Source organism: Cryobacterium zhongshanensis, from assembly GCF_022760445.1.
Lineage (GTDB): Bacteria > Actinomycetota > Actinomycetes > Actinomycetales > Microbacteriaceae > Cryobacterium > Cryobacterium algoricola.
Map to the genome: position 1 here is coordinate 381,695 of NZ_JALGAR010000002.1, position 25,429 is coordinate 407,123.

Sequence of the window (25,429 nt, forward strand, 5' to 3'; positions counted from 1 at the left end):
GCACCACATGCGCGTCAAACTCACGCTGAAGCGAGCAGGCCTCGACGACGTCGATGTCGCAGTCACCGCGGACGCCACGGCTCTCGTCGGCGACATCGCCCAGGCGCTGTATGCCGCTGATCCGGCGCGCGCGGGCGCATCCGTGCCGGAGCGGCTCACCCTGCAGCTGGGCGGGCAGACCGTCGACGGTGCACCCCTGCCGGTGCGGGTGCTCGACCGCGCCACCGACTTGAACGAATGCGGGCTCCGGTCCGGTGGGGTGATCGAGCTCGTTCAGGCGAGCGAGGACTTCGCACGGCCCGGAGAGAATCGCGGCCCGGCTGCGGCGCGGGTGACCGTGCTGGCGGGCCCGGACGCGGGACGTCAGTTCGACGTGCCGTTCGGCTCGAGTGTCATCGGCCGGGACTACGGGGTCGACGTGCGACTCGGCGACGGGCTTGTCTCAAAACGCCACGCGCGCATCAACGTGGCCGACGCCGTAGAGATCCTCGACCTGGGCTCGGCCAACGGAATCGTGATGGGTGGGGAGCTGGTCTCCCGGGCGATCCTGACCCCGGCGAGCGTCGTGACCCTCGGTGACACCGACCTCTCTGTCGCACCACTGCAGCAACTCACGGCCGGAGCAGCGAGCGTCCCCGTCATGGAGTTCGTGCGCTCGCCGCGGGTCGTCGCCCGGTACGCGGGCATCAAGATCGTCGCACCCACACCGCCGAAGGCCCCGCAGAAACAGCGCTTCCCCTACCTGTCCATCGTGGCCCCGATCATCATGGGTCTCACCCTCTACCTGGTCACACACCAGCTGATGAGCCTGATCTTCATCGCCCTGAGCCCCCTGCTTGTGATCGGCGCCTTCGTCGACGGCGCGGTCACCGCCAGGCGCACCCTCAAGGCGCAGATCAAGCAGTTCGAGGCGGCGATGGTGTCCAGCCGCGCCAGCCAGGACCGTGCCCACGCCGAGGAACGCCGGGTGCGTGCCGCCGAGGCGCCCTCCCTCGCAGACACCGTCGACGCACTCCGCCGACACGGCACCCTGATGTGGACCCACCGTCCCGAACACGACGCATTCCTGACGGCCCGCCTCGGGCTCGGCCAGGCCCCCTCCCGCAGCGAACTGACCCTCCCGAACAGCAACGAGTCGCTCCCCGAGTACTGGGAACGACTCGAGGAGGCCGCAGGGCGCTTCGCTCAGATCGACGATGTGCCGGTGACGGTCGACTGGCGCAGCGCAGGGGCCCTGGGACTCGTCGGCGCCCGGGACGAGCGAGACGGTGTCGCGCGCGGAGTCGTGCTGCAGGCTGCCGGCCTGCATTCGCCCGCGGAACTCGTGGTCTGCGCCCTCGTCTCAGCGTCGTCCCGCACCGCATGGGGCTGGCTGGAATGGCTCCCGCACACCAGCTCACCGCACAGCCCCCTCGTCGGCGAGCACCTCGCCGACAACCCCGGCAGCGGACAGGCCCTGCTCGCCCGGCTGGAAGCGCTCGTGGACGACCGCCTCGAGGCGGCATCCGCTCTGCGCGGTGCGCTCGCCACCCCGGAACGGGCGACCGAGACCTCCGAGGACAAAGAACCCGCCCAGGTGCCGGTTGTCCTCGTCGTGATCGAGAACGACGCACCCATTGATCGCGGTCGCGCGACACGCCTCGCCGAACGCGGCGCAGACGCGAACGTGCATGTCATCTGGTGCGCCCCGTCGGTCGATCGCCTGCCGGCGGTGTGCCGCACCTTCCTCGTCCTCGACGGGGCACCCGGAACGAGCGTGGGCCAGGTGCGCTTCGGGGAAAGCAGCCTCCCCGTGCGGACGGAAAGCCTCGACGACGGCACGGCCCACCGGCTGGCTCGCTCGCTCGCGCCTGTCGTCGACGTGGGCACGCCCGTCGACGACGACTCTGACCTGCCCAGGTCCGTGTCGTACGCGACCCTGAGCGGGCTCGACCTGGTGCGCAAGCCCGATGCCGTGGTCGAGCGGTGGCGGGAGAACAATTCACTGACCCTGCGCGACGGTTCCCCGCCGCAGCGTCGCAAGAAGGAGGGCAACCTGCGGGCCCTCGTCGGGCACGCCGGCACGGAACCGTTTTATCTCGATCTCCGGACTCAGGGCCCGCACGCTCTGGTCGGCGGAACGACCGGGGCAGGCAAGAGCGAGTTCCTGCAGGCCTGGGTGCTCGGCATGGCTGCTGCGCACAGCCCCGACCGGGTCACGTTCCTCTTCGTCGACTACAAGGGCGGCGCTGCCTTCGCCGACTGCGTGCAACTGCCGCACACCGTCGGCCTCGTGACCGATCTCTCCCCGCACCTCGTGCGGCGGGCACTCACCTCGTTGCGTGCCGAGCTACGCTACCGGGAGCATCTGCTCAACCGCAAGAAGGCCAAGGACCTGGTCTCGCTCGAGAAGACCGGCGATCCCGAGACACCGCCGAGCCTGCTCATCATCGTCGACGAGTTCGCCGCACTCGCCCAGGAGATGCCCGAGTTCGTGGACGGCGTCGTCGACGTCGCCCAGCGAGGTCGCTCCCTCGGGCTGCACCTCATCCTCGCCACCCAACGACCAGCCGGCGTGATCAAGGACAACCTGCGTGCGAACACCCCGCTGCGGATCGCGCTGCGGATGGCCGACGCCGAAGACTCAAGCGATATCCTCGGCACCCCGATGGCCGCGCACTTCGACCCGTCGATACCGGGCCGGGGTGCGGCGAAGACCGGGCCCGGCCGGATCGCGGCCTTCCAGACTGGATACGCCGGTGGGTGGACCACCGACACGCCCGCCCGACCGCGCATCGACGTGCACGCGCTCAACTTCGGCACCAGCACGCCCTGGGACCTCCCCGAGCCTGCGATCACCGAAGTGCGCGATCCTGGACCGAACGACATCGCCCGCATGGTGGTCACGATCACCGATGCCGCCGCGAAGGCGGCCGTTCCCGAACCACGCAAACCGTGGCTCGACGAGCTCCGGGCCGTCTATGACTTCATGGAACTCCCACATCCCCGCACCGACGAGCGCCTGCTGCTCGGGGTGATCGATGATCCGAAGACGCAGTCGCAGCCCACGATGTACTACGAGCCCGACCGTGACGGCAACATGGCCATCTATGGCGCCGGAGGCGCGGGCAAGAGCGCAGCGCTTCGGGCGCTCGCCGTGGCCGCGGCGGTCACCTCCCTCGGCGGCCCGATCCAGGTCTACGGTCTCGACTTCGGCGCCGGCGGCCTGCGGATGCTCGAGGACCTGCCGCACGTGGGAGCCATCATCTCCGGGGACGACGACGAACGCGTCATCCGCCTGCTGCGCACTTTGCGTGACCTCGTCGACGACCGTGGCGTGCGTTACGCGGCGGTGCGCGCCGGCAGCATCGGCGAGTACCGGTTGCTGGCGAACCTCCCGGACGAACCCCGCATCCTGCTGCTCGTGGACGGGATCGGCGCGTTCCGGGAGGCCTACGAGTTCGCCTCCAATTCCCAGTGGTTCACCGTCTTCGCTCAGATCGCGGCCGACGGTCGCCCGCTCGGCGTGCACGTGGTCATGACCGGGGACCGGGCCAACTCGGTGCCGAACTCGATCAGCTCGACCGTGCAGAAACGGCTCGTGTTGCGCCAGGCCACCGAGGAGGAGTACATGCTTCTCGGGGCGGCCAAGGACGTGCTCGACGTCACCTCGCCACCCGGGCGCGGCATTATCGATGGCAATGAGGTGCAGCTCGCGATCCTTGGGGCGAGTTCGAACCTCGCCGTGCAGTCTCGCGAGGTGCAGCGGCTGGCGGCGAGCATGCGTCGCCAGGGCGTCGCCGAGGCTCCTCCGGTCGGTCGGCTCCCCGAGAGCACGAAGCTCAGTGGCTTGCCTGTTCTCGATGCCAACGGCCTGGCGGTCGTCGGTATCGACGATGAGGGCCTGGCCCCTCTCGGCATTGTCACCCGGGGTGCGTTCCTCATTTCCGGTCCTCCCGGCAGCGGGCGTACGACCGCGCTCGCGACCTTCGCGGCTTCGCTGCGCCGCGTTCGCCGGCGACCCGCGATCGTGCTGTTCAGCGCCCGCCGGACCGCGCTCACCCAGACTCCGGGCTGGGAAGAAGTCGCCGACTCCATCGACGATGTGGTGGCCTCGGTCACGAGGCTCACCGAACGCATCGAGAAAGACGAGTTCGCCCCCGGTGAACTCGCCGTCCTGATCGAGGGCATCACCGATTTCACGGGCACGGATGCCGAGCATCCCCTCGACCGGTTGATCAAGCTCGCCGTGCGGGCCGATCTCTTCGTCGTCGGTGAGGCGGAGAGTTCGACGTGGTCGCAGGCGTGGACTCTGGCGGCCGCGTTCAAGGCCGGCCGTCGCGGCCTGCTGTTGATGCCCGGTGATATGGACGGCGACACCCTGCTCGGCACCTCCCTCGGCCGTCTCAAGCGCGGCGACTTCCCGCCCGGCCGGGGTTTCCTGGTCGGCGGCGGCAGGTCGGCACGCCTGCAGATCGCCCTGGAACAGCCATGAGGCCCGCACGGCATGGGGAATTGACCCCATCGACGCGCACCGGGCCGCGCACCTAGCTTTGCACTAGGCACACAGCCGAACTGCAGAAAACCGGCTCCGGATGTTCCGGATTCCGACAAAGAAAAGGGGAATGAAAAATGGCCGTATGGGGTCTTGATGTAGAACAGGTTCGCCAACTCAGTGGTCAGCTCTCGCAGAAGGCGGGCGACATTGAGTCGGTACTCTCCACCCTCACCAACACGCTCGGCAACACGCAGTGGACCGGCCCGGACTCGGAATCCTTCCGCAGCGACTGGTCCGGCCAGCACACGACGGCGCTCCGCCAGGTCATCGAAGCGCTCAAGACCGCGTCCCAGAAGGCCCAAGCCAATGCCCAGGCTCAGGAAGACGTCTCCCGCGGCTAGTCGGAACCCTTCAACGGAGTGCGGCCCGCGGCGGCCGCACTCCGAGTGAACCACCAGATCATGGCCGCGCACGCGACAGGGGATGAGCATGGCAGGAATGTACGGGGCGGACGTTGAGCAGCTGCGAGCGCTCGCCAAGGTCTTCAGCGATGCGAGCGATCGCCTCGAGCGTGACCGGATGACGGTCGGCAATCAGATCAAGATCAACGCCTGGGTCGGGCCCGTGGCCACCCAGTTCCGGATGCAGTGGGACAGCGAGCACAGCGTGCGTGTCGCATCCGCTGCGCACCTGCTCGCCGAGAGTGCGACAAAGCTGCGCAAGAACGCCCAGGAGCAGGAAGACGCGAGCCGCAGCGACGGGGGGACTCGGACGTCAGGTTCCGGTTCGGGAACCGGTGGCTCGACCAACCCTGGCGGCCTTACGTTTCCCGAGCTTCCGGCCGGTGCAGATGCCGAGTCGCGCGCGGCTTTCAACGCGCTTATCGAGCTCATGAAGAGAGGAATCACCGATACTTCTACCATGGTCGACTTCACCGACATCCTTAAGGTGCTCAAGGATGGCGGACAGCTAGGCAGCCTGAAGGGATTCCTTTCCGAAGTCAAGGGACTGGATGGAACTGCCTTTCTTTCGATCCTGGGCATGGGCGTTTCTGCCAACGACCTGGGCGAGGCGCTGGGGCATGGAGACACGGGAGCGTCGATAGAGTCCAGTCTTGATCTGGTCGCGGGGGCGGCGGGCATCTGGATTCCTGGAGCAGGTCTGGCCTGGGAGCTGGGAAAGGGAATAGGTACCGGCGCGTACGATACGGTTCAGCAATTCTGGGACACTCCGGACGCGATGTATTGGTCGGCCGCTCGTGACATGTTCGGCGACGACATAAACGCGAACGATCTGACTCAAGATCAGGCCGGTCAAATGGTGAAACGGTATGAGGGCTTCGGCGGATACCTGAATTCGATCAGCGACGGAATGCGGGGTGCCTGGCGTGACCTCGGCGACGGCATCAGCGGCAGACACCGGCACTAGCGGATGATCGACAGGAAAGCCACGTGCTGAATTCGAGTTTCTCTGGGGCGGACGTCGCGCAACTCCGCGAGCTGGCGCGGGCCTTTCAGGATGCCAGCGACCGGCTCGAACGGAACCGCATGACGATCGCCAACCAGATCAAGATCAGCGCCTGGGCCGGGCCGTTCGCCGCGAGCTTTCGCCTGAACTGGGAGTCGGAGCACACGGTCCACATCGCGGTGGTCGCGCGTGCACTCGCGGACAACGCGGCCCGCCTGCGCAAGAATGCCGACGAGCAGGACGGCGCCAGCCGCGCCGAAACGGGCCAAGCAGGAAGTTCAACTTCGCGCAGTTCCGGTGCTCAACCCAATGCTGAAACTATTCCCCCCTCAAACGTTGCCGGGATGATAGGCACACTCCATGGGATGAAATCCAACGACGGGATTCGGATCCAGGAAATCGTCGGTGACGATGGCGTGACGCGCTATGTCGTCTATATCAACGGAACGCAGTCTTCCGACAACAAGTTCCTGAACAGTGTGCCCGAGAACGCTGCCTCGATTCAGGGCATAGAGAGCATCACCGATGCATATCTGCACGCCTTGCTCGAAAAGACCATTCGCCCGAAGGATGCCGAAATAATGGTGGTCGGATACAGCCAAGGCGGTATGCACGGTGAGATCCTCGCCCAGTCCGGTCGCTATAACGTCACTGATGTGATCACTCTCGATTCGCCGGTCATCACCCAACACAACAACCTCAATGGGGCGAACGTCGTGAGGCTGTGGGATTCGAATCGCGAATCCATCGGTGAGTTGGGTGCAGCGAATGAGGGGGTCTTCAACCCACTGACAGGTGGGTTCCGCGACATATTGGGCGCCCTGACGGGCGAAAAGGAACAGGGCATTCAGAAGTACTACCTGGGCCAGTCCGACACCTCCGAGGACGCGGGGGACATGCGCGCCCACGATTCCAAACAGGCCCACCAACAAATCGCAACTCAGTTTGAACAGAGCCAGGACCCCGATGACCGGGCGGTCCGTGCAAGCCTCGCGCGGTATCAACGCGGATCGATCACACATGATTTTGACTGACCGGACCTGAGCCATGTACTGGAGTTCGTATGACACCCTGCTTCTCGTCACGGGGATACTGACCGCCGGGATCGGGCTGCTTCCGGTGACGGGAGTTCCGGCTCGCACTCGGGGCCTGGCCCTGGCGATCGGTGCCGGCGTGATCGTGATGTCGATCATCACCGGAAACATGCAGTCGTTCACGTATCCGAGCCAGGTGTCGTTCGGCCCGGTCCTCCCGATCATCGTCGCGGTGCGCGTGCTGTTCGTCGCGCACAAGGCACGCAAGTCCTCCGCGGAGGACTCCGAGGCCGCAGACGCGGCCGGCCCAAGGGACCCGAGTCAGCCGCTGACGCCCGCTGAACGGACTGCATCGCTCCCTGAACCGGCCGCCGAGTCACTGCTTCCTGCGATTCCCGTCGTTCTGCCACAGACCACTGAGCCGATTTCCGAGCCAATCCTGGAACGGACTCCGGCGGAGCTCGCCGCCGACCCGGCCACCCCAGCCGGTGACCTCGCCGATCTGGCCTACGCCCATCCCGAGCTGCGCACGGCGATCGCCGCAAACCCGGCGGCGTACCCGGAACTGCGGGAGTGGATCGCCGCCGCCGGGGACCAGGCTGCGCCCGGAACAGCCGAGGACAGCATTCGGGCCGGTGCCGCGCATCCGTCTGCCGGGCCCACATCCTCGAACAGCCGGACGGCCGCCGTCGTTGCGGCAGTGCTCGTTGCCGTCATCGTTCTCGGGACCGGAGTCTCCTTCGCTGCAAGTGGTGGCCTAACGGCCCTCGTAGCGAACATTGCCCAGGGAACGTTTGGGACGGGAGGGACGGACAGAGGTCCGAGCGCCGCCGAGGAAGCGGCCGCCGCTGCGGCGGCGGCCGCAGCCGACGGGTCGGGTGGGTCGGACGGCTCGAACGCCGGCAGCGGCGGGGTCGCCGCAAGTCCCGTCATCGCCACCCCGCACTATGTGCCGACCGTGCTGATCCTGGATGCCTCCGGCTCGATGATCCGGGACGCCCCCGGCGGCGGCACCCGCATGGAGGCCGCACGCGCGGCCGCAACGACCTTCGTTAACGGGTTGAGCGACGGCGCCCGGCTCGGCCTCACCGTCTTCGGCACGAAGACCGGCAACGCCGACTCCGACCAGCAGGCCGGCTGCACGGACGTCACGACCGTGCTCCCCGTCGGTGCGGTCGACAAGCCGGGGTTCACCGCCGCCATCGCGGGGATCGTGCAGTCCGGCTTCACCCCGATCGGCCTCGCCCTGCAGCGTGCCGCCGATCAGCTGCCCACCGGGGAGGCCGCCACGATCGTGCTCGTCTCCGACGGCGTCGACAGCTGCAGCCCGCCACCCTCGTGTGACGTCGCGGCGACGCTCAAGACATCGCACCCGGACCTGACCATTCACACCATCGGCTTCCTGGTCGACGCCGACGAAGAGGCCCTCGCCCAGCTCGCCTGCATCGCCCGCGTCGGCGGCGGCGAGTTCGTCGAGGCCAAGAACGCAGCCCAGCTCGCCGCCCGCCTCCGGGTTGCGTCTGACCCCGTGGGCACCTCCGGCAGCCTCACGAGCACGGGCATCTACAACCTTCGGCTGGGCATGACGCTCGACGAAGCCCGGGCCGCCGAGCCCACCCTGTCCGGCACGCGCACCGTGAACCGGTACGTCTACCTGGACTGCCCCTATGCCACCCTGCGTTTTGCGAACGGAGTGGTCGACGAGATCCGGCCGCAGGCATCCGTTGCGACGGCCGAAGGCCTGGCCCCGGGGGACACCCTCGGCGCGGCATCGTTGCTTTACGGCGACATGACGGACATGCAGAGCGACGACCTCGGGGCCTACGCGCAGTACGCGGCGAAACCGGGTGGCGCGACGGGGTACCGGGTGTTCTATACCCCCACCGCCGACAGCCAGCCGAGCTGGACCGTGGTGCGAATCATCCTGTGCACGTGCGGGCCCAAGACCGCGGCGGCGACATCGGCGGTTGCCGGCTGGGTCATCGACTTCAACGGGATCGGCCCGATCGCCATGGGCCGGACCATCAGGGATGCTGCGGCGATCCTCCCCGAAATCAAGGACGCGCTGCCGGAGTACTGCACGTTCGCCGCGGCCCTGGCGATTCCTTCACCGACCGGCAGCCTCACCGTCGCAAGCAACGAAAGTGATCCGACGCGGACCATCTCCCTGGTGACGATGAGCGACGACCTCGGCGGCACGCCCACGTCTCAATTGCCACGGACGCGCGGCGGCGTCGGGTTCGGTTCGACTCTTGCCGAGGTGCAGGCCGCTCATCCCGGTCTGTCGATCATCAATTTTCGCAACACTGGCACCGACTACGGGATTATCACAGGGGCCAACGGCAATTCGTTGATCTTCCAGACCGATCAGGCGGGACGGGTGACCACAATCTCGGTGAGCACCGGCACCGTTCCCCTGTGGGAGTTGTGCGGGTAGAAGACGAGGGGGCGAATCAACGACCGACTCGGATCCGGGGACGCACGAACCGTCCGCAGGCGATTCTCGACCGCTCTGTGAGGGCGGCGGCGCGCGTCAGCGTCGGTATACTGCACGAGGGGTTGCGTGGGCCCTGGGGACGCACTGAAACTAGGCTGGGTCGGGGGAATCGTGGCGAGGAGACTTCCTTCTGTGCCGCCGATCCTGTCCGGATACACCTACGTCCGCCCGCTCGGCTCCGGCGGATTCGCCGACGTGTTCCTCTTCGAGCAGAACATGCCGAGGCGTCCCGTCGCCATCAAGGTGCTGCTCCGCGACGTCGTCGACAACGACGTGCTGCGCATGTTCAACGCCGAAGCGGATGTGATGGCGCGGCTGAGCGCACACCCCGCGATCCTGACGGTCTTCACCGCGAGCATCTCGGCAGACGGCCGCCCCTACCTCGTCATGGAGTACTGCCCGGGGTCGCCCGGCCAGACCTACCGCCGGGAAGCAGGCGCCGTCGCCGACGTACTCGCCCTCGCCGTGAAGATCGCGTGTGCCCTCGAGACCGCGCACCGCTCCGGCGTGCTGCACCGCGACATCAAGCCGTCCAACATCCTCGTCACGACCCTCGGCGCGCCCGTGCTCGCGGACTTCGGCATCGCCGCCTCGCTGACGAGCCTCGACACCGAGCACCTGATCGCAATGTCCGTGCCCTGGAGTGCCCCAGAGGTCGTCGCCGAGCACACCACCGGTAGCGTCGCGACCGAGGTCTGGTCCTTCGGCGCGACCATCTACTCCCTGCTCGCCTCCCGCGCACCCTTCGAGGTGACGGATGCCCCGCGTCCGACGGCCGCGCAGCTCAAGTCCCGCATCGGCCGGGCGAAGTACACCCCGATCGGCGGTGTCGTTCCCGCGGCCCTCGAGGAGTTCCTCGCCCGCACGATGAGCCGCGACCCAGGGCGACGACAGCAGAGCCTGCTGCAGTGCGCGCGTGAACTGCAACTTCTGCAGCAGGGCCTCGGCCTCCCGCCGACCCCGCTCGAGGTCGCCGCCGACGAGTGGGCCGCCGCCGCGACGCCCGTCGACTTCAACAACACCGTCGTGCCCGGGCCGCCGATCTCGGTCGTTGCCGTGGAGAGCAAGCGCCGGAAGCGCGAGCCCGCCCCCGCGGTCTCCCAGACGAACGAGGGCACCCGGTTCAACGGAGCGGCAGCACCACGCCGGTCCGGCGGGTCCGGCCTGAAACTGGCCCTGCTCCTGGCCGGCGCGGTCGTCGTCGGCGTCGCGGCGACCCTGCTGGTGCTCTCGCTCGCCGGGCTGGTCGGCTGATGGCCGGACGACGGCTGACCGGGCGACGGAACCCGGCGCGCACGCCCTGGCCCGGTTGGGTCAGGATCGTCGCCGTCGCGGCATCCGCCACCCTGCTCGTCGGTGCCGCGGTCGTTGCGAACGGTTTCGACGTGAAGCAGACTCCGGTGAGTGACAGCTCGGTCTGGGCGCTGCAGAACGGCACCGGGAACCGTTATGCGCGGGTGAACACCGACCTCGGCGAGCTCGACACTGTGAAGACCGTGCGCAGCCCGAGCACCCTCGTGCAGACGGCCTCGAACGTGCTGCTCTTCGCCCAGAACAACGAGAAGGTGGTCGACGTCAGCCTGGCCGACCCGCTCGACCTCAGCGACACTTCGCCCGAATACCAGAACACCCCCTCGGGGACCGTGAGCGTCGTCTCGTCCGGCGACTGGGTCGGCTACCTCACGAGCAACGGCGACGTCTACACCGCGCACGGCGGCGCCGACGCCGCCTCCGCCCCGACCCGGTTCGATCCATACGCCGGGGACGCCGTCGTGGCGGGGGAGAGCCGCCCGGTCTACCGGTCAGACGCGATCGCAATCGGGAGCGACGGGGTCCTCTCCAGTTACTCGGGCGCGACGACGAGCGTCGTGCGTTTCTCGATCGGCACCGGGAAGGTCGACGGCACCGACCCCATCACCGACGGGCCCACCGAAGCCGGCTCGCAGCTGACCGTCGTCGGCAGCACCTGGGCGCTCCTGAACGCCGCGGGCGACCGGCTCTGGTTGCGGGGCCGCGACCAGCCCGTCACAACGGATGCCTCCGCGCGCGCCATGCTGCAGCGCCCCTCCCCGGCCGGCGACATCGTCTACCTCGCCGACGAGGCCGGCCTCGCCGGTTTCGCCCTCTCCGACGGGGCCCGCTCGAGCGCTGACCTCGGCGGCAGCGGCACCCTCGGTATCCCGGCCGCACCGACCGCATTCGATGGCTCCGTGTACGCCGCCTGGCTGCCGTCCACGGGCACGGCGGGCACGCTCTGGAGCAGCACGGCCGGCGCCCGGCCGCTCTCCTACGGTGCCGCGACCGCCAACGGCGACCCCGCCCCGGTGTTCCAGGCCACCGGCAGCCGGATGATCCTCAACGACACCCAGAGCGGCTGGGTCTGGACGATCCCCGACGGTTCGCTCGTGCCGAGTTCCCAGGACTGGGGCCTCGCATCGCAGAACGAGCCGAAGCAGAGCTCGGACGTGGAGAAGGCATCCGTCGTGGTGGACCCGAAGGCGCCCGTTGCCGAGCCGGACAGCTTCGGGGTGCGCGCGGGCTCACTCGTGCAGCTGCCGGTGCTGCTCAACGACCATGACGCCAACGAGGACGTGCTGACCATCGCCCCCGCCCTCGTCACGGGGCTGAACCCGGACTTCGGCACTCTCAGCATCACCGACCAGGGCCAGTCGCTCGCGGTTCAGGTCGCGCCGGGCGCCCAGGGCGCCGCGACCTTCAGTTACGGCGTGACCGACGGCACCCGCGTCGACGGGCTCGATTCCCCGCCGACCACGGTGACCCTCACCGTGCACGAGGCGAGTGTCAACGCCGCCCCCGTCTGGTGCGGCACGACCGGCTGCCTGCGCGACTGGCCGGCCCCCGAGGTGCAACCGGGCGGCATGGTCAGCGTCTCCGTGCTCCCTGGCTGGGTCGACCCGGACGGCGACCCCCTCTTCGTGAGCGAGGCGACCGACACCACCGGGATCGGGTCGGTCAGCGCGACGCCGGACGGCACCCTCGTCTTCAAGCACCCCAACCCTGCGGACTCGAGCCTGCAGCCGGTCTCGATCGACGTGCGGGTGTCCGACGTCTACGGTGCCACCGCGACCAAGGCCCTCCAGATCCAGGTCACGCCCGCCCCGAAACTGAGCGTGCGCCCCTTCGCGCTGCTGGCGGCCGTCGGCGAGCGCATCACCGTCGACCCGGCCGCGCACATCGACGGCTCGGCCGGCGCCGTCCAGATCACCTCCGTCACGACACCCCCGAGCACGGAAGGGGTCACCCAGGCCGTCAACACCGGCGGCGGCAGCTTCGATTTCTCGGCAGACAGGCCCGGCAGCTACCTGGTCAGCATGACCGTGGCGGATGCGCTCAGCACAGTGATCTCGCTCGTGCGGATCACCGTGGTCGCCCCGGACACCACCCCGCTGACCACCTCACCGGTCTCGGTCTTCGTGCGCCCCAAGATCGACACGAGCGTCGACGTCTTCACGGCCGTCTCGAACCCGGCCGGCCGGATCCTGCTGCTGAGCGATGCCCTGCCCGAGCGCGCGGCCGGTGCGACGCTCGACGTCGACGTCGTCGGCCAGACCATCCTGCGCGTGCGCGGAACCAGCGCCACCGAGCAGCCGGGCCAGATCGGTGTCGTGCGCTACACCGTCTCCGACGGCACCGGCAACCCGGCGGCGACCGTGCGCGGGCAGGCGACGGTCTACCTGCTGCCCCCCTCCATCCCACAGGCGCCGATCGCCGTCGCCGATCGGGTCGTCGTGCGTGCGGGCGCGCAGATCGACATCCCGGTGCTGAACAACGACGTCGCCCCCGACGGCAACGTCGTGATGCTCAACGCCGAGTCGATCGACAACCCCTCGGGGAAGGGTCTCGCCTTCGCCGCCGGCTCGGTCCTGCGCTACCTCGCCCCCGAGGAGGCCGGAAGCTACGAACTGCGGTACGGCATCTACATCGCCGGCTCGGCCGAGCTCGTCGACAGCGCCTCCGTGACCGTCGAGGTGCTCGCCGACGGCCGGAACCGTGCTCCCCTGCCCCGGGTGCTCACCGGTCGGGTGCTCTCCGGCGAGAGCGTCGAGATCCCCTTCGACAGCTTCGGCGTCGACCCGGACGGCGACTCCGTGCTGCTCGACCGGGTGATGACGCAGCCACCGAGCGGAACCGCAGCGGTGACCGCAGCGGGCAACGCGATCGTCTACAGGAGCGTGGCCGGCTTCAACGGGCCGGTGCAGTTCACGTACCGGGTGCGCGACGCCGCGGGGGAGACCGCAACCGCCCTCGTGCGCATCGGCGTGCTCGACCAGCGGGCCAACCCGCGGCCGATCACCTTCAGCGACTATGTCGAGGTCGAGGCCGGCGCCACCAACCAGGTCGTCGTCTCGCCGACCGGCAATGACATCGAACCGGCGGGGGCCGCGCTGACCCTCGGCGCGGTCACCCCGGACGCCCCGGCGGACACGGCCGAATTCGCGGCCTTGTCCGAACGGATCGGCGCCGTGACAGGCAACACGGTCGTCCTCACCGCCGGCCTGCAACAGGGCACGATGACCTTCGTCTATTCGGTGACGAACCCGAACGGCGACATCGGGCTCGGTCTGATCGTGATGAAGGTCGTGCGGGCATCCGTGCCGGACTACCCGGTCGTCACCGACACGCTGATCGCCACGGAGCAGCGCTCGAAGCTGCCGGCGGGCATCGACGTCGTAACGGGGAAGGTGTCCTGGGCCTCCGGCGACGTGGGCGGCCTGACCCTCGCGCTCTGGGGAGACGCCCACGGCCTCACCGTCTCCGGCTGGACGATCACGGGCACCGCGCCGGACTCCGGCTTCCTGGTGCCGTTCTCCCTCACCGGCACGAACTTCAACGGGGTGGTCGTCACGACGTACGGCTTCCTGCGCCTGCCGGCCAAAGACGCGGTCATTCTCGCGCTCAACCGCGGCGATGCGACGCAGAAGGTGAAGGAAGGGGCCTCCGTCAGCTTCGACCTCGCGAAGCTCGTGACCATCCCGGAGGGAACGACCCTCGAGATCGACGGCGGCAACGTCGCGGCCTCCGGGCAGCGCACCGCGGCGACCTGCCGCGTCGAGGGCGGCACCACCCTGACCTACACGGCAGGCGCCGGAGCACCCTGGACGGACACCTGCAGCATCCCCGCACGAATCAGCGGCCAGGCCGAATTCACCGAACTCGTCGTGCCGGTCAAGGTCGAACCGCTCGACCCGCAGCCGGTGCTGCGCAGCGCCTCGCTGACGCAGAGCCCCGGGTCTGCCGCGATCACGTTCGATCTCACCCAGATGGCGACCTGGACCGGGCACACCGACCTGTCCCCGCTCGCCTTCACCGTCGGCTCGGCCGGCAGCCTCTTCACGGTGGCGAAGACCGGCTCCACCCTCTCGATCACGACCGCGGACACCGCGCCTCCCGGAAGCGAGGTCGCCGTCGCCGTGAGCCTCAGCAGCAACCCCCAGACCCCGGCCGCCGTGCTCTCGCTCAAGGTCGGGCCGGCGCCGAGCGCCCTGCCGAAGGGCGGAACCACCTCGAGCGAGTGCTCCCAGTCGAAGGGGTCGAGCTGCTCGATCGACGTGATCGGCACGGCCGGCGAGGTCAACCTGTACGCGTCGACGGCGCTGACGCTCGTCTCGGTCGGGTCCGCCACGTGCGCCGGCGTCTCCTTCTCGGTCGCGGATGCCCGCCACGTCACGGCCGCGTGGGCGGCGGACGCCGCGGGCGGCAGCTGCCAGACGAGCTTCGTCGTGCGGGACGCCCAGGGCAGGGACAGCGCGGGCGAACGCAACGGCTCCGTCACGGTCGACCTGCACGGCTTCCCCAAGGCCCCGAACTCGGTCACCCAGGCCGACTACAAGGACCGTTCGATCACCCTCGTCGTGTCCCCGGGCGCGGCCGCGGTCGCCTACCCGCCGCTCACGGGCTTCACCATCACGCAGAACGGCCAAACGGTCGGCAGCTGCGACGCCTCCGGGCGCTGTGGCCCGATCGCGACGGCCGCGAACGGCGCGCGGCTCGGTTACGAGGCCCGTTCGGTCAATGCCGAGGGCACGTCGACCGGGAGCGTGTCCGTCACGGCCTGGTCGTACGCGAACCCCGGCCTCGGGGATGTCACGGCCGCAACCGTCTACGACCGGGGGATCACCTCCGACACCGCCGGCGCCGTGAATGTCACGATCGGCAACTCGGACGAGTCGACCAACCGCTACGACGTCAACGGCCACCAGTACCCGCGGGGCGCCGGAGCGACCACCGCCCTGACCCTGACCCTTCCGGTCGGCGATCAGTCGGTCGTGGTGACCCCGTTGAGCGCGTACACGCCGCCGCTGACCAACGGGCCGGCCACGGCAGCCATCTCGACGCCCGTGAGTGTCGCGGGCAAGCCGCTCGTCACGAGCGTCGGCACCGTCACCGCCACCAAGACGACGCTCACGGTCTCCGGCTACGCCGTGGACCCGAACTCGAGCACGAAACCACTGAAGTACCTCTTCCTTCCCTACGACCACGGGCAGCCGCCCGCTTGCCCCGCGGCCGCCGGGGACCTCGGCTACGAGGGTTCGGCAACGATGACCGGGCTGACGGAGAACGCCACGTACGACGTCGAACTCTGCGCCTCCAACGGTTTCGGTGTGGTCTCTGCCATCGTCACAGCCGACAGCGGCCCCGTGCTGACCTGGTCGGAGCCCAAGGCGCCCGGCGACGGCACATACACCTACGCCGTGACGACCGCCAAGGGTGGCGGGAAGTACACGATCACCAGCGAACCCACCTCCGCGGTCGCCCCTCCGGCCAAGTTCGTGCCGGTGTTCTCCCGGATTCCCGACACCTGGGGCGCCGACCCGGTGATCACCGTCAAGTACTGCCTCGAGACCCGCGCGGACCGCTGCGGCCCGGAATCCGCCGTGACCGCGTTCGCCCCCACGCGCGCCTGGCAGGCAAGCATCGAGGACCTCACGGTCGCGAGCTGCACCGCCAACGGCGCCCTCACGCTCACGGTCGCTGGACCGGGCACCGCGACCGCAGTGGGCACGGCGACGGTCTTCTGGTTCTACACCCCGCCGGCGCCGGACCCCGTTCCCGCGACGGGCCCGTCCGCCGCGCTGACGACGCCGAAGGAAGGCACCTGGGCCAAGGCCACCGGCGCCCAGGTCCCTGCGGGCGCGACCAAGGTGCGGAACGTGACCGGGACCGTCACCTGGACCGGTGCCTCGACCTCGGGGCTCGACCCCTTCACTCTCAGCACCGGAACCGACGCACGACCCGGCACCGAGACACCGTGCAACTAGGCACCCTGCAATCAGATCGAGGAAACGAACACCCATGACAGTCACCCCTGAGCAGTCCGCCTGGTTCTCCGGCATGTTCACCGCCATGGTCGACAACGTCGAACAGGTGGTGCTCGGCAAGTGCCACGCCATCGAGCTCGCCTTCACGGCGATGGTCAGCGAGGGCCACCTGCTGCTCGAGGACTTCCCCGGCACCGGCAAGACCTCCCTCGCCCGCGCCATGTCGCAGACCGTGCAGGGCGTGAGCACCCGCATCCAGTTCACCCCGGACCTGCTGCCCGGCGACGTGACCGGCATCACCGTGTACGACCAGAAGTCGGGCACCTTCGAGTTCCACAGCGGGCCGATCTTCGCGAACGTCGTGCTCGCCGACGAGATCAACCGGGCGAGCCCGAAGACCCAGTCGGCGCTGCTCGAGGCCATGGAGGAGGGCAACGTCACGGTCGACGGCGTCACCCGCTCGACCGGGGTGCCCTTCCTCGTGATCGCCACGCAGAACCCCATCGAGCAGGCCGGAACGTACCGTCTGCCCGAGGCCCAGCTCGACCGGTTCATGATGAAGACGTCCCTCGGCTACCCCGACCTCGCCGCGACGATCCGCATCCTCGAGGGCACGAGCGAGGTTCGCCACGAACTCGCGCCCGTGCTCACCCCGCAGGCTCTCGTCGAGATGTCCGCGATCGCGCGGGCCGTGTTCGTCAACCCGCTCGTCTACGACTACGTCGGGCGTCTCGTCGAGGCCACCCGCAGCGCCCGTCAGGTGCGGATGGGCGTGAGCGTGCGCGGCGCCCGCTCCCTGATGAAGGCCGCCAAGACCTGGGCGGCCGCCCACGGCCGGGCATATGTCACCCCCGACGACGTCAAGGCCCTCGCCGAGCAGGTGCTCGCCCACCGGATGGTGCTCGACCCCGAAGCCGAATTCGACGGCGTCACCGCCGGGGCCGTCATCGGCCAGATCCTGCTCGACACGGTACCCCCGAGTCGAAGTGACATGGCGTGACCCCCCGGCCTGAGGCGAAGCTCACGCATACCGGGTCGCGGCTGACCCACACGGACTCCCGGTTCACCCACACGGAGTCCCGTCTGACGCGCACCGGGACGGGTTTCGGGTCCACGACGCACACCCGCTACACCTCCACGCGAGCCGGCGCCCTGATCGACGCCGTCGTCTGGTCCGTGCGCGCCCGCCGCGCCGTCGTCGCCGGCACGACAGCATCCGTGCGCTGGGCATCGGAGACCGTCACGCCCGCCGGCTGGCTCGTCGTGACCTGCGCCCTCGTGCTCCTCCCGCTCGGCCTCCTCCTCGGCTGGGCCGAGCTCATCCTCGCCGGCCTCGTCGGCCTCGTGCTGCTCGTCATCTCGCTGCCCTTCCTTGCCGGCGGTCGCGCGTACAGCGTCGCATTCACCCTGCCCGTCGAGCGGGTCGTCGCCGGCTCCGAGGTGACCGGAACGCTCCGCATCGAGAACGTGTCGAAGCGGCTCGAGTTACCCGGCCGGGTCGACGTGCCGATCGGCGCCGGGCTGACGGATGTCCACGTGCCGCTCCTGCGCCCCGGCCACGTGCACGAGGAGTCGGTTTCGGTGCCCGCGTACCGCCGTGGCGTCATCGACGTCGGCCCGGTCACGACCGTGCGCTCCGACCCGCTCGGCGTCCTGAAGCGGGAGCTCGCCTGGGCCGAGGTGCACCGGCTGTTCGTGCACCCGGTGACCGTGTCGATCCCGAGCACGAGCGCGGGCTTCGTGCGCGACCTCGAGGGCAACCCGACGGCGGATGTCGTCGATTCCGACATCTCCTTCCACGCGATCCGCGCGTACGCACCCGGCGACGGCCAGCGGCACATCCACTGGAAGTCCACCGCCAAGACCGGCCAGTTGATGGTGCGCCAGTTCGAGGAGACCCGCCGGTCCCGGCTGGCGATCCTGCTGAGCCTCAACACCGCCGAATACGGCTCCGACGACGAATTCGAACTCGCCGTGAGCGCTGCCGGCTCGCTCGGGGTCCGCGCCATTCGCGACGGCAGGGACCTCGCCGTCGTCGCGAGCGAGGAGATCCCCGAGATCGCGCGCGCCGCCATCCGCTCGATTCGCGTTCTCAACGTCCTCTCCACCCGCGGCCTGCTCGACGACCTGACCGCGATCGAGTCGAGCCCCCGGGCGATGTCCCTCGAACAGGTCGCCGCGCTCGCCGCCCAGGTGATCCCGGACATGTCGATCGCTTTCGTCGTCTGCGGCTCGGCCGTCACGACCAGGCGGCTGCAGGCCCTCTCCCTCTCGTTCCCACCTGGAGTGTCCGTCGTCGTCGTGCTCTGTGACCCGCTCGGTACGCCGAGCTTCAGGATCCTGGCCGGAACCCCCGTGCTCACCATCGAGATCCTTGACGACTTCCGGTCGCTGCTGAGCAGGCGGGTCGCATGAGCGGCGACGAGGCCAGGGACCGCCCAGGCGACCCGGCCGACCGGCGCGTTCGCGCCCGTGCCCGTGACCGTGACCGCGGCGGGGCAGGCATCCGCCGCTCCGCCCGGCCGCGTTCCGCAGCGCGGTCGCCGCGCCCAGGGCCGGGCACCCCCGTGCTCATCGCCTCCGGGGTGTTCGTGCTCGCCCTGTTCCTGGTCGCCGGGTGGGCGGCCTGGCCGATCTACCAGTCCGGGTCCTACGTCGTGATGCTCGCCGGAGCATTCGGCGCCGCGGCCGCGATCGCCTGGCTCGGCCTGCTCCGGTCCTGGGCCTGGCCGAGGGTGCTCGGGGTCACCGCCTGCGCCTACCTCCTGCTCGGTGTGCCGTTCGCGGTCCCGTCCGCCCTCGCGAGCCTGCCGACGGCGGCCGCCGGCTGGCTCGAACTCGTGACCGCGCCCGTGCTCGGCTGGAAGGAATTGCTCACCATCCGCATCCCGGTCGGCGACTACCAGTCGCTGCTCGCACCGGCCTTCTTCCTCTTCCTCGGCGGCGTCACCGCCGCTCTCTCGCTCGTCTGGCGCGCGAAACGGCTCGACGTGCTGATGCCGCCGATCATGTTCGTGCTGATCGTGTTCGGGATCGTCTTCGGGTCCCGCGACGGCAGCCCGGCCGTTCAGGTCTCCGGCCTGAGCCTGCCCGCGCCACGCGAGGCCCTCGTCGGCCTTGCCGGCTTCCTCGCGGGATTCAGCTTCCTCGTCTGGCGCACCCGCGAGGCCAGGCGAGCGGCCCTCCGCCTCGCGGCGCGGGCGAGCGGCGTGCGCCGGGCATCCGCCGGCCGGCCCCGCCGGGTGCGTCGCGTCGTGCTCGCGGGCACCGTGCTCCTGGTCGCGGTCGCCGTCGCACTGCCCGCACTGTCGACGATCGCCCGGCCGGACGAGCGGAGCGTGCTGCGCGCCGCGATCGACCCCGCCGTGGAACTGCGCGGGTACGTCAGCCCACTCAGCCAGTACCGGAGCTACTTCGCCGCCGACCGGTACGACTCCGAACTGTTCCGGGTGACGACCACCGGACCGGCGCTCTCGCGGGTGCGGCTCGCGGTGCTGAGCTACTACGACGGCCAGGTGTTCCGGGTCATCGACCCCGCGACCGGCTCCGCCAACCAGGACACCGCCTTCGCCCGCCTGCCCCCGACCCCGGCCGCCGACGGGTCCAGCACAGCGACGTTCACCCTCGGCGACTATGCCGCCGCGTGGCTTCCGGGGAGCGGGGCGCTCAGCAGCATCCGCTTCGCGGGGGAGCGCGGCCAGACCCTGACCGCCGGGTACTTCTACAACCGGGCGACCGCCACCGGGGTCGAGCTGGCCCCGCTCGCCGCCGGCGACAGCTACACGGTGGAGACCCGGGCAGACGACGTGGGCACCGCGCTCACCGCGCTCGCGAAGCCGGCGGCCGGCAGCACCCCGGCCGACGAAGCCGTGATCCCGCAGAGCCTCGTCGACTGGGTGCACGCCCAGAAGCTCGGTTCCGATGGGCCGGCTCTCGCCGAACTCGTGACCAGGCTGCGGGCCCGCGGCTACCTCAGCCACGCCCTGCAGGCCCCGGCCGCCGAGCAGGCAGCCTCCTGGACGAGTGACCTGTCCGGCTACGCCTTCGAGCCGAGTCTCGCCGGGCACTCCACCGGGCGGATCGGCGCGCTCTTCACGGCACTGCTCGACAAGCAGAACAGCACCGTGTCGACCGAGAACGCCGACCTCGTCGCGGGCGTCGGCGACGACGAGCAGTTCGCCGTCGCGACCGCGCTCCTCGCCAGGCAACTCGGGTTCGGCTCGCGGATCGTGCTCGGCTTCGCCCTCGACGGCGGTGCCGCGGCCACCACGTCGGGGGATCCCTCGACCGGCCCTGCCTGCCTCGACGGCGTCTGCCTCGGCAAGGACCTCGCCGCCTGGGCCGAGGTGCAGGGCGCGGACGGCGCCTGGGTGACCGTCGACTCGACTCCGCAGTACACGCATCCGCTCGCCAAAACGGATGTGTCGACCCGCGACCCGCAGATCAGCACCGAGGTCATCGAGCAGCATGCCCAGGAGCAATTGCCCGGGAATGCGAACCCGACAACGGGCGATGAGCGCGCCGTCGACGACGCCGCGACCGGGCCGAACCTGGCCTGGCTCTGGGCTGCGCTCAAGGCCGTCGGCCTCGGGCTGCTCGCCGTGATCGTGGTGGCGACTCCGTTCGTCGCCATCCTGGGCGCCAAGGTGCTGCGCCGCCGGGAACGCCGGGGCGCCGCCGACCAGACGGCTCGTTTCGCGGGCGGCTGGGACGAGTACGTCGACACCGCCGTCGACCGGGGGCTGCCCGACCAGGGCGTGCTCACCCGGGTCGAGATCGCCTCGGCGTATGCGAGCGTCAGTCCCGGTTCAGTGACGATCGCCGACCTCGCCGACCGCGCGGTCTTCGGCGAGTTCGCACCGGAGAACCGCGACGGCGACCGGTTCTGGCAGCTCATCGACACCGAACGTGAACTGCTGCGGTCCGGTCAGACCCGGAGGGGCCGCGTGCGCGCAGCACTTTCCCTGAAATCCTTCGCCCGGCTGCTCGGACCGCGGGGAACCCGTTCCCGGCGATTCGAACCGCGGCGAGTCGCCGACACCTACCTGCGCCTCTTCCGGCGCGACGAGAACAGACTGGAGGAGCGTTCGCCGACCCGCGGGCGCACAACTCACAATGGTTGATCACAGCGCGTTTGATGCGTTTGCCTCGCGGGTGCCCACGGCCTCGTCCGCCGCGGATTCCGGTGCCGCCCTCGGTGTGGTGATCGGCCTGCTCATCGTTCTGCTGGTCACCGTCGGCCTGTACGTTCTCGTGTCGATCGCGCTGGGCAAGGTGTTCCGGGGGCTCGGCGAACAGGCCTGGAAGGCCTGGGTCCCGGTCGTCAACGCGATGACGCTGCTCGAGCTCGGCGGCTATTCCGGGCTCTGGGCCTTCGCCGCCTTCGTTCCGGGTCTCAACCTCGTCGCCGCGGTCTTCGAGGTCCTTGCGATCAACAACGTGAACCGACGACTCGGCAAGGGCGGTGGCTACACGCTGCTCGCCGTGCTCCTCTACCCGGTCTGGGCCTGTGTGCTCGGCTTCGGTGCGACCGGGCGGAGTGCCTCGGAAACGACCGGCCTGCCCGCCGTGCTCGCTCCCACCGCCACCGTTCCGGGCGGTCCGCAGCAGGCCGTGTACTCCCCGCAGCAATCGGTGTTCCCCCTGCAGCAGTCCGCGTTCGCGGCCCAGGCGCCGTCGCGCGCGTTGTTCTCCGACCGGTTGACCGCGGCCGGGGCGTCGCAGCAGTCCGTCTTCGCGCCGGCTCCTCCGGTGCCGACGGCCCCTCCGGCACCGTTCACGGAAACGTACGGCGCCCCGCTGATGCCCCCGGCCCAGCAGGCGGCCCCGGCCGAACTGCCGGCTCCGCCGACGGCCCATCGACTCCCGAACCCGCCGGCACCCTTCTGGGAACCGGTACGCCCCGTAGCGGCCCCGCAGCGGCCGGTCGTGACACCCGCTCCGGTTCCGCCCGTCGCGGTGTCCGCCCAGCTCGCGCTGGTCGAGCCGGTCGCGGAGTCTGACCAGCTCCCGCACGTCGAGCCGGTGCACGTGCCCGCCCAGGTCGCGATTGGCGCGGAACCCGGCTCCGACCTGAACCCGCCATCGATTCCCGTGGCTGCAACGTCTGCGACCGCCATCCTCGACCCGTGGGCGCCCCCGCCCGAAGTCCTGCCGGCGAACACCGCGCGGGTTCCGCAGGTTCTGCCGATTCCTCCCGCAACGCCGGCTCCGGCGCCGGCTCCGGCTCCGGTTCAGGTTCCGCAGGACGTCGTGGTATCTCAGGCACCGCAGCCCGCGCACATCCCAGTCGGCCCAGTTGCCCCAACCGAGGCGCCGCTGTCCCGGGCCGACCTCATCGGCGTCTCCGGCCACGCGGGGCTCAGCGACACGCCTGCCGATGACGATGACGCCGACACCGACGTCGACGACGACGGCGTCGGAGCCGTCGTCGACGTCACCGACATGGAGGCCACCCGGATTTCTGCGCGCCGCGCCAGGCCATGGATCCTCGAGACGGGGGACGGCGTGCCGGTGTCGCTCACGAGTCCGGTCGTGTTCCTCGGCCGCAACCCGGCCGGCTCGGGCGAGTACCCGGAAGCCCAGCTGGTCGCCGTCGCCGACACCGGCAAGACCGTATCCAAGTCGCACGCCCGGATCGAACTGTCCAACGGCGTCTGGACGATCACCGACCTGCGCTCGACGAACGGGATCGTGCTGATCGACGGCGCCGGCGACGAGCGCGAACTCGTCGCCGGGGCATCCGCTCTCTTGACCGAGCGGTTCCTCCTGGGCGAGCTCGCCGCCCGGATCTTCCTGGAGTCCTGATGACGAATGCAGGGGAAGCCGTCACCGGCAATGCGGTGCGGGTGCGGTTCGGTTTCCGCACCGACGTCGGGTTGAAGCGACCCATCAATGAGGATTCGGTGCTTGCGGAGTCGCCCGTCTTCCTCGTCGCCGACGGGATGGGCGGCCACGAGGCCGGCGATCAGGCGAGTGCGGCCGTGATCGCCGAGTTCCGGGCGCTGCTCGGCACGAATCCCGGCCCCGACGACGTCGTGCAGGCGGTCGACCGGGCCCACCGTGCCGTGCGCGCGGTCGCAGAGGGCACCACGCGCGGCGCCGGAAGCACCCTCACCGGCGTCGTCCTGGTCACCCATGAAGGCCGCCCGCACTGGCTCCTGGTCAACGTCGGTGATTCCCGGGTCTACCGGTTGCTCGGCGCCGACCTCTCCCAGCTCACGATCGACCACTCGCTCGTCCAGGAACTCCTCGACAACGGAACCCTCGACCGGGCCGGTGCGGCCACCTTCGCCAAGCGCAACGTGATCACCCGGGCGATGGGCGCCGACGACAGCCCGGCCGACTTCTGGTTGCGACCCGTCGTGACGGGGGAACGGCTGCTCGTCTGCTCCGACGGGCTCACCGGGGAGCTCTCGCCGGAGGCCCTGCGTGCCGCGATGACGCTGAACGGCGACACCCAGCAGACAGCGGATGTCCTCCTCGGCCATGCGCTCGGGTCCGGTGGGCGCGACAACATTTCGGTGATCATCGTCGATGTCGTGTCCGGCGGCGATGACCCGCGGGAGAGCTCGACGACGACCGGCTTCGCGGCAACGGGGACCGGGACGGACCTCACGAGCGACCGGGCGAGCGACGACACCGCGGAGCTGCCGGGCCGGGGTGGACGATGACCCGTCCAGAGGACACCGGCGACACCGGCGACACCGAAGACACCCGGATCGTGCGCCGGCACATCGACGGAGGTTCCGACGCGGCAGACGACACCCGGATCGTGCGCCGGCACGTTGGCACCGACCTCGACGCGGAACCGGAGTCGGATGCGGAGCACGACACCCGAATCATGCGCCGGGCCGCCGCGGACCTCGCACAGGACGCGGAGCATGACACCCGAATCGTGCGCCGAAGCACTGCCGGACTCGACGCCGAGTCGAACCCGGAGTCGTACATGGAGCACGACGCTGAGCATGACACCCGAATCGTGCGCCGAAGCGTCGTCCCCTCTGCGGTCCCCGCAGGCGAGGACACCGGTGCGGGGCCCGACGTCGACGACGACCACACCCGCATCTCGATGCGACGCGCGCGCGTCGACGACGACGACCATACCGTCGTGGTCGGCCGCGAAGCCCGGTCGGCCCGCGGCCGGGGAGCCGGGAACCCGGAATCCGCTTCGACAGCAAGCGCCTACCGCCCGCCAGAGGTCGAGAGCGGACACACGAGTGCCTACAGCGTTCGCGGCGTCGAACCCGTGCGGCTCGAGCCGTCCTTCTCCCCGGGCCCCGCGGTCGTGCCGGTCGCCCTGCCCGGCACCGCGGGTGAGATCCGCGCGGCGGCGGCCGCCCGACTGCGCACCCGTCGCCGTACGCTCCTCCTCGTGATGGCCCTGGGCACAACCCTGGTCGTCGCCGTGGCGATCGTCATCGCCGTCGCTGTCCTCGGCCTCTGACCCCGCCTGCGGTCGCGCCCGCGCCGGTTTCGGCAGGCCGCGCCCGCCGTTTCAGGAGCGGTGCCGAAACGGGAGCGGTGGCGCCCGCTTGCGGTGGTGCTCGCGCCGGTTTCGGCAGGCAGCGCCCGCTTGCGGTGGTGCTCGCGCCGGTTTCGGCAGGCAGCGCCCGCCGTTTCGGGAGCGGTGTGCCGAAACGGGAGCGGTGGCGTCCGCGAACGGACGTGGCCC

General features: G+C 69.9%; 13 protein-coding genes. All 13 read left to right on the forward strand.

Annotated features, from left to right (window positions below):
• The first annotated feature begins 7 nt into the window (after positions 1-7).
• Positions 8-4,474: a type VII secretion EssC family protein gene (locus MQH31_RS10290; RefSeq protein WP_243011954.1), complete on the forward strand. Its 4,467-nt coding sequence runs from the start codon at positions 8-10 to the stop codon at positions 4,472-4,474.
• A 137-nt stretch (positions 4,475-4,611) separates the two neighbouring features.
• Positions 4,612-4,878: a WXG100 family type VII secretion target gene (locus MQH31_RS10295; protein ID WP_243011955.1), complete on the forward strand. Its 267-nt coding sequence runs from the start codon at positions 4,612-4,614 to the stop codon at positions 4,876-4,878.
• A gap of 88 nt (positions 4,879-4,966) precedes the next feature.
• Positions 4,967-5,905 (forward strand): hypothetical protein, encoded by a 939-nt coding sequence (locus MQH31_RS10300; protein WP_243011956.1) that lies wholly within the window; start codon positions 4,967-4,969, stop codon positions 5,903-5,905.
• Between the two features lie 23 nt (positions 5,906-5,928).
• On the forward strand, positions 5,929-6,978 hold the full coding sequence (locus tag MQH31_RS10305; protein WP_243011957.1) for an alpha/beta hydrolase family protein: 1,050 nt from the start codon (positions 5,929-5,931) through the stop codon (positions 6,976-6,978).
• A 13-nt stretch (positions 6,979-6,991) separates the two neighbouring features.
• Positions 6,992-9,415 carry a variant leucine-rich repeat-containing protein gene (locus MQH31_RS10310; protein WP_243011958.1) on the forward strand — a complete coding sequence of 808 codons (2,424 nt, stop codon included), beginning with the start codon at positions 6,992-6,994 and terminating at the stop codon, positions 9,413-9,415.
• Positions 9,416-9,607: 192 nt separating this feature from the next.
• The gene (locus MQH31_RS10315; RefSeq protein WP_243011959.1) at positions 9,608-10,729 is read left to right on the forward strand and encodes a serine/threonine-protein kinase; all 1,122 of its coding nucleotides are present in this window, start codon (positions 9,608-9,610) and stop codon (positions 10,727-10,729) included.
• Positions 10,729-16,755, forward strand: a complete 6,027-nt coding sequence (locus MQH31_RS10320) for an Ig-like domain-containing protein (RefSeq protein ID WP_243011960.1) — start codon at positions 10,729-10,731, stop codon at positions 16,753-16,755. Before MQH31_RS10315 ends, MQH31_RS10320 begins: the two co-directional genes overlap by 1 nt.
• A gap of 34 nt (positions 16,756-16,789) precedes the next feature.
• On the forward strand, positions 16,790-17,755 hold the full coding sequence (locus tag MQH31_RS10325) for an AAA family ATPase (RefSeq protein WP_243011961.1): 966 nt from the start codon (positions 16,790-16,792) through the stop codon (positions 17,753-17,755).
• Positions 17,752-19,170, forward strand: a complete 1,419-nt coding sequence (locus tag MQH31_RS10330) for a DUF58 domain-containing protein (protein WP_243011962.1) — start codon at positions 17,752-17,754, stop codon at positions 19,168-19,170. The genes MQH31_RS10325 and MQH31_RS10330 overlap by 4 nt, the downstream gene beginning before the upstream one ends.
• Positions 19,167-21,878: a transglutaminase domain-containing protein gene (locus MQH31_RS10335; RefSeq protein ID WP_243011963.1), complete on the forward strand. Its 2,712-nt coding sequence runs from the start codon at positions 19,167-19,169 to the stop codon at positions 21,876-21,878. Before MQH31_RS10330 ends, MQH31_RS10335 begins: the two co-directional genes overlap by 4 nt.
• Positions 21,871-23,562 carry a DUF5684 domain-containing protein gene (locus tag MQH31_RS20660; RefSeq protein ID WP_279238596.1) on the forward strand — a complete coding sequence of 564 codons (1,692 nt, stop codon included), beginning with the start codon at positions 21,871-21,873 and terminating at the stop codon, positions 23,560-23,562. The genes MQH31_RS10335 and MQH31_RS20660 overlap by 8 nt, the downstream gene beginning before the upstream one ends.
• On the forward strand, positions 23,562-24,428 hold the full coding sequence (locus MQH31_RS10350; protein ID WP_243011964.1) for a PP2C family protein-serine/threonine phosphatase: 867 nt from the start codon (positions 23,562-23,564) through the stop codon (positions 24,426-24,428). Before MQH31_RS20660 ends, MQH31_RS10350 begins: the two co-directional genes overlap by 1 nt.
• Positions 24,425-25,201, forward strand: a complete 777-nt coding sequence (locus MQH31_RS10355; RefSeq protein ID WP_243011965.1) for a hypothetical protein — start codon at positions 24,425-24,427, stop codon at positions 25,199-25,201. The genes MQH31_RS10350 and MQH31_RS10355 overlap by 4 nt, the downstream gene beginning before the upstream one ends.
• Positions 25,202-25,429 lie beyond the last annotated feature (228 nt).

Coding starts and splice junctions, on each gene's coding strand:
- MQH31_RS10290 (WP_243011954.1), top strand. CDS start 8: ATGCGCGTCAAACTCACGCTGAAGCGAGCAGGCCTCGACGACGTCGAT.
- MQH31_RS10295 (WP_243011955.1), top strand. CDS start 4,612: ATGGCCGTATGGGGTCTTGATGTAGAACAGGTTCGCCAACTCAGTGGT.
- MQH31_RS10300 (WP_243011956.1), top strand. CDS start 4,967: ATGGCAGGAATGTACGGGGCGGACGTTGAGCAGCTGCGAGCGCTCGCC.
- MQH31_RS10310 (WP_243011958.1), top strand. CDS start 6,992: ATGTACTGGAGTTCGTATGACACCCTGCTTCTCGTCACGGGGATACTG.
- MQH31_RS10320 (WP_243011960.1), top strand. CDS start 10,729: ATGGCCGGACGACGGCTGACCGGGCGACGGAACCCGGCGCGCACGCCC.
- MQH31_RS10325 (WP_243011961.1), top strand. CDS start 16,790: ATGACAGTCACCCCTGAGCAGTCCGCCTGGTTCTCCGGCATGTTCACC.
- MQH31_RS10335 (WP_243011963.1), top strand. CDS start 19,167: ATGAGCGGCGACGAGGCCAGGGACCGCCCAGGCGACCCGGCCGACCGG.
- MQH31_RS20660 (WP_279238596.1), top strand. CDS start 21,871: ATGGTTGATCACAGCGCGTTTGATGCGTTTGCCTCGCGGGTGCCCACG.
- MQH31_RS10350 (WP_243011964.1), top strand. CDS start 23,562: ATGACGAATGCAGGGGAAGCCGTCACCGGCAATGCGGTGCGGGTGCGG.
- MQH31_RS10355 (WP_243011965.1), top strand. CDS start 24,425: ATGACCCGTCCAGAGGACACCGGCGACACCGGCGACACCGAAGACACC.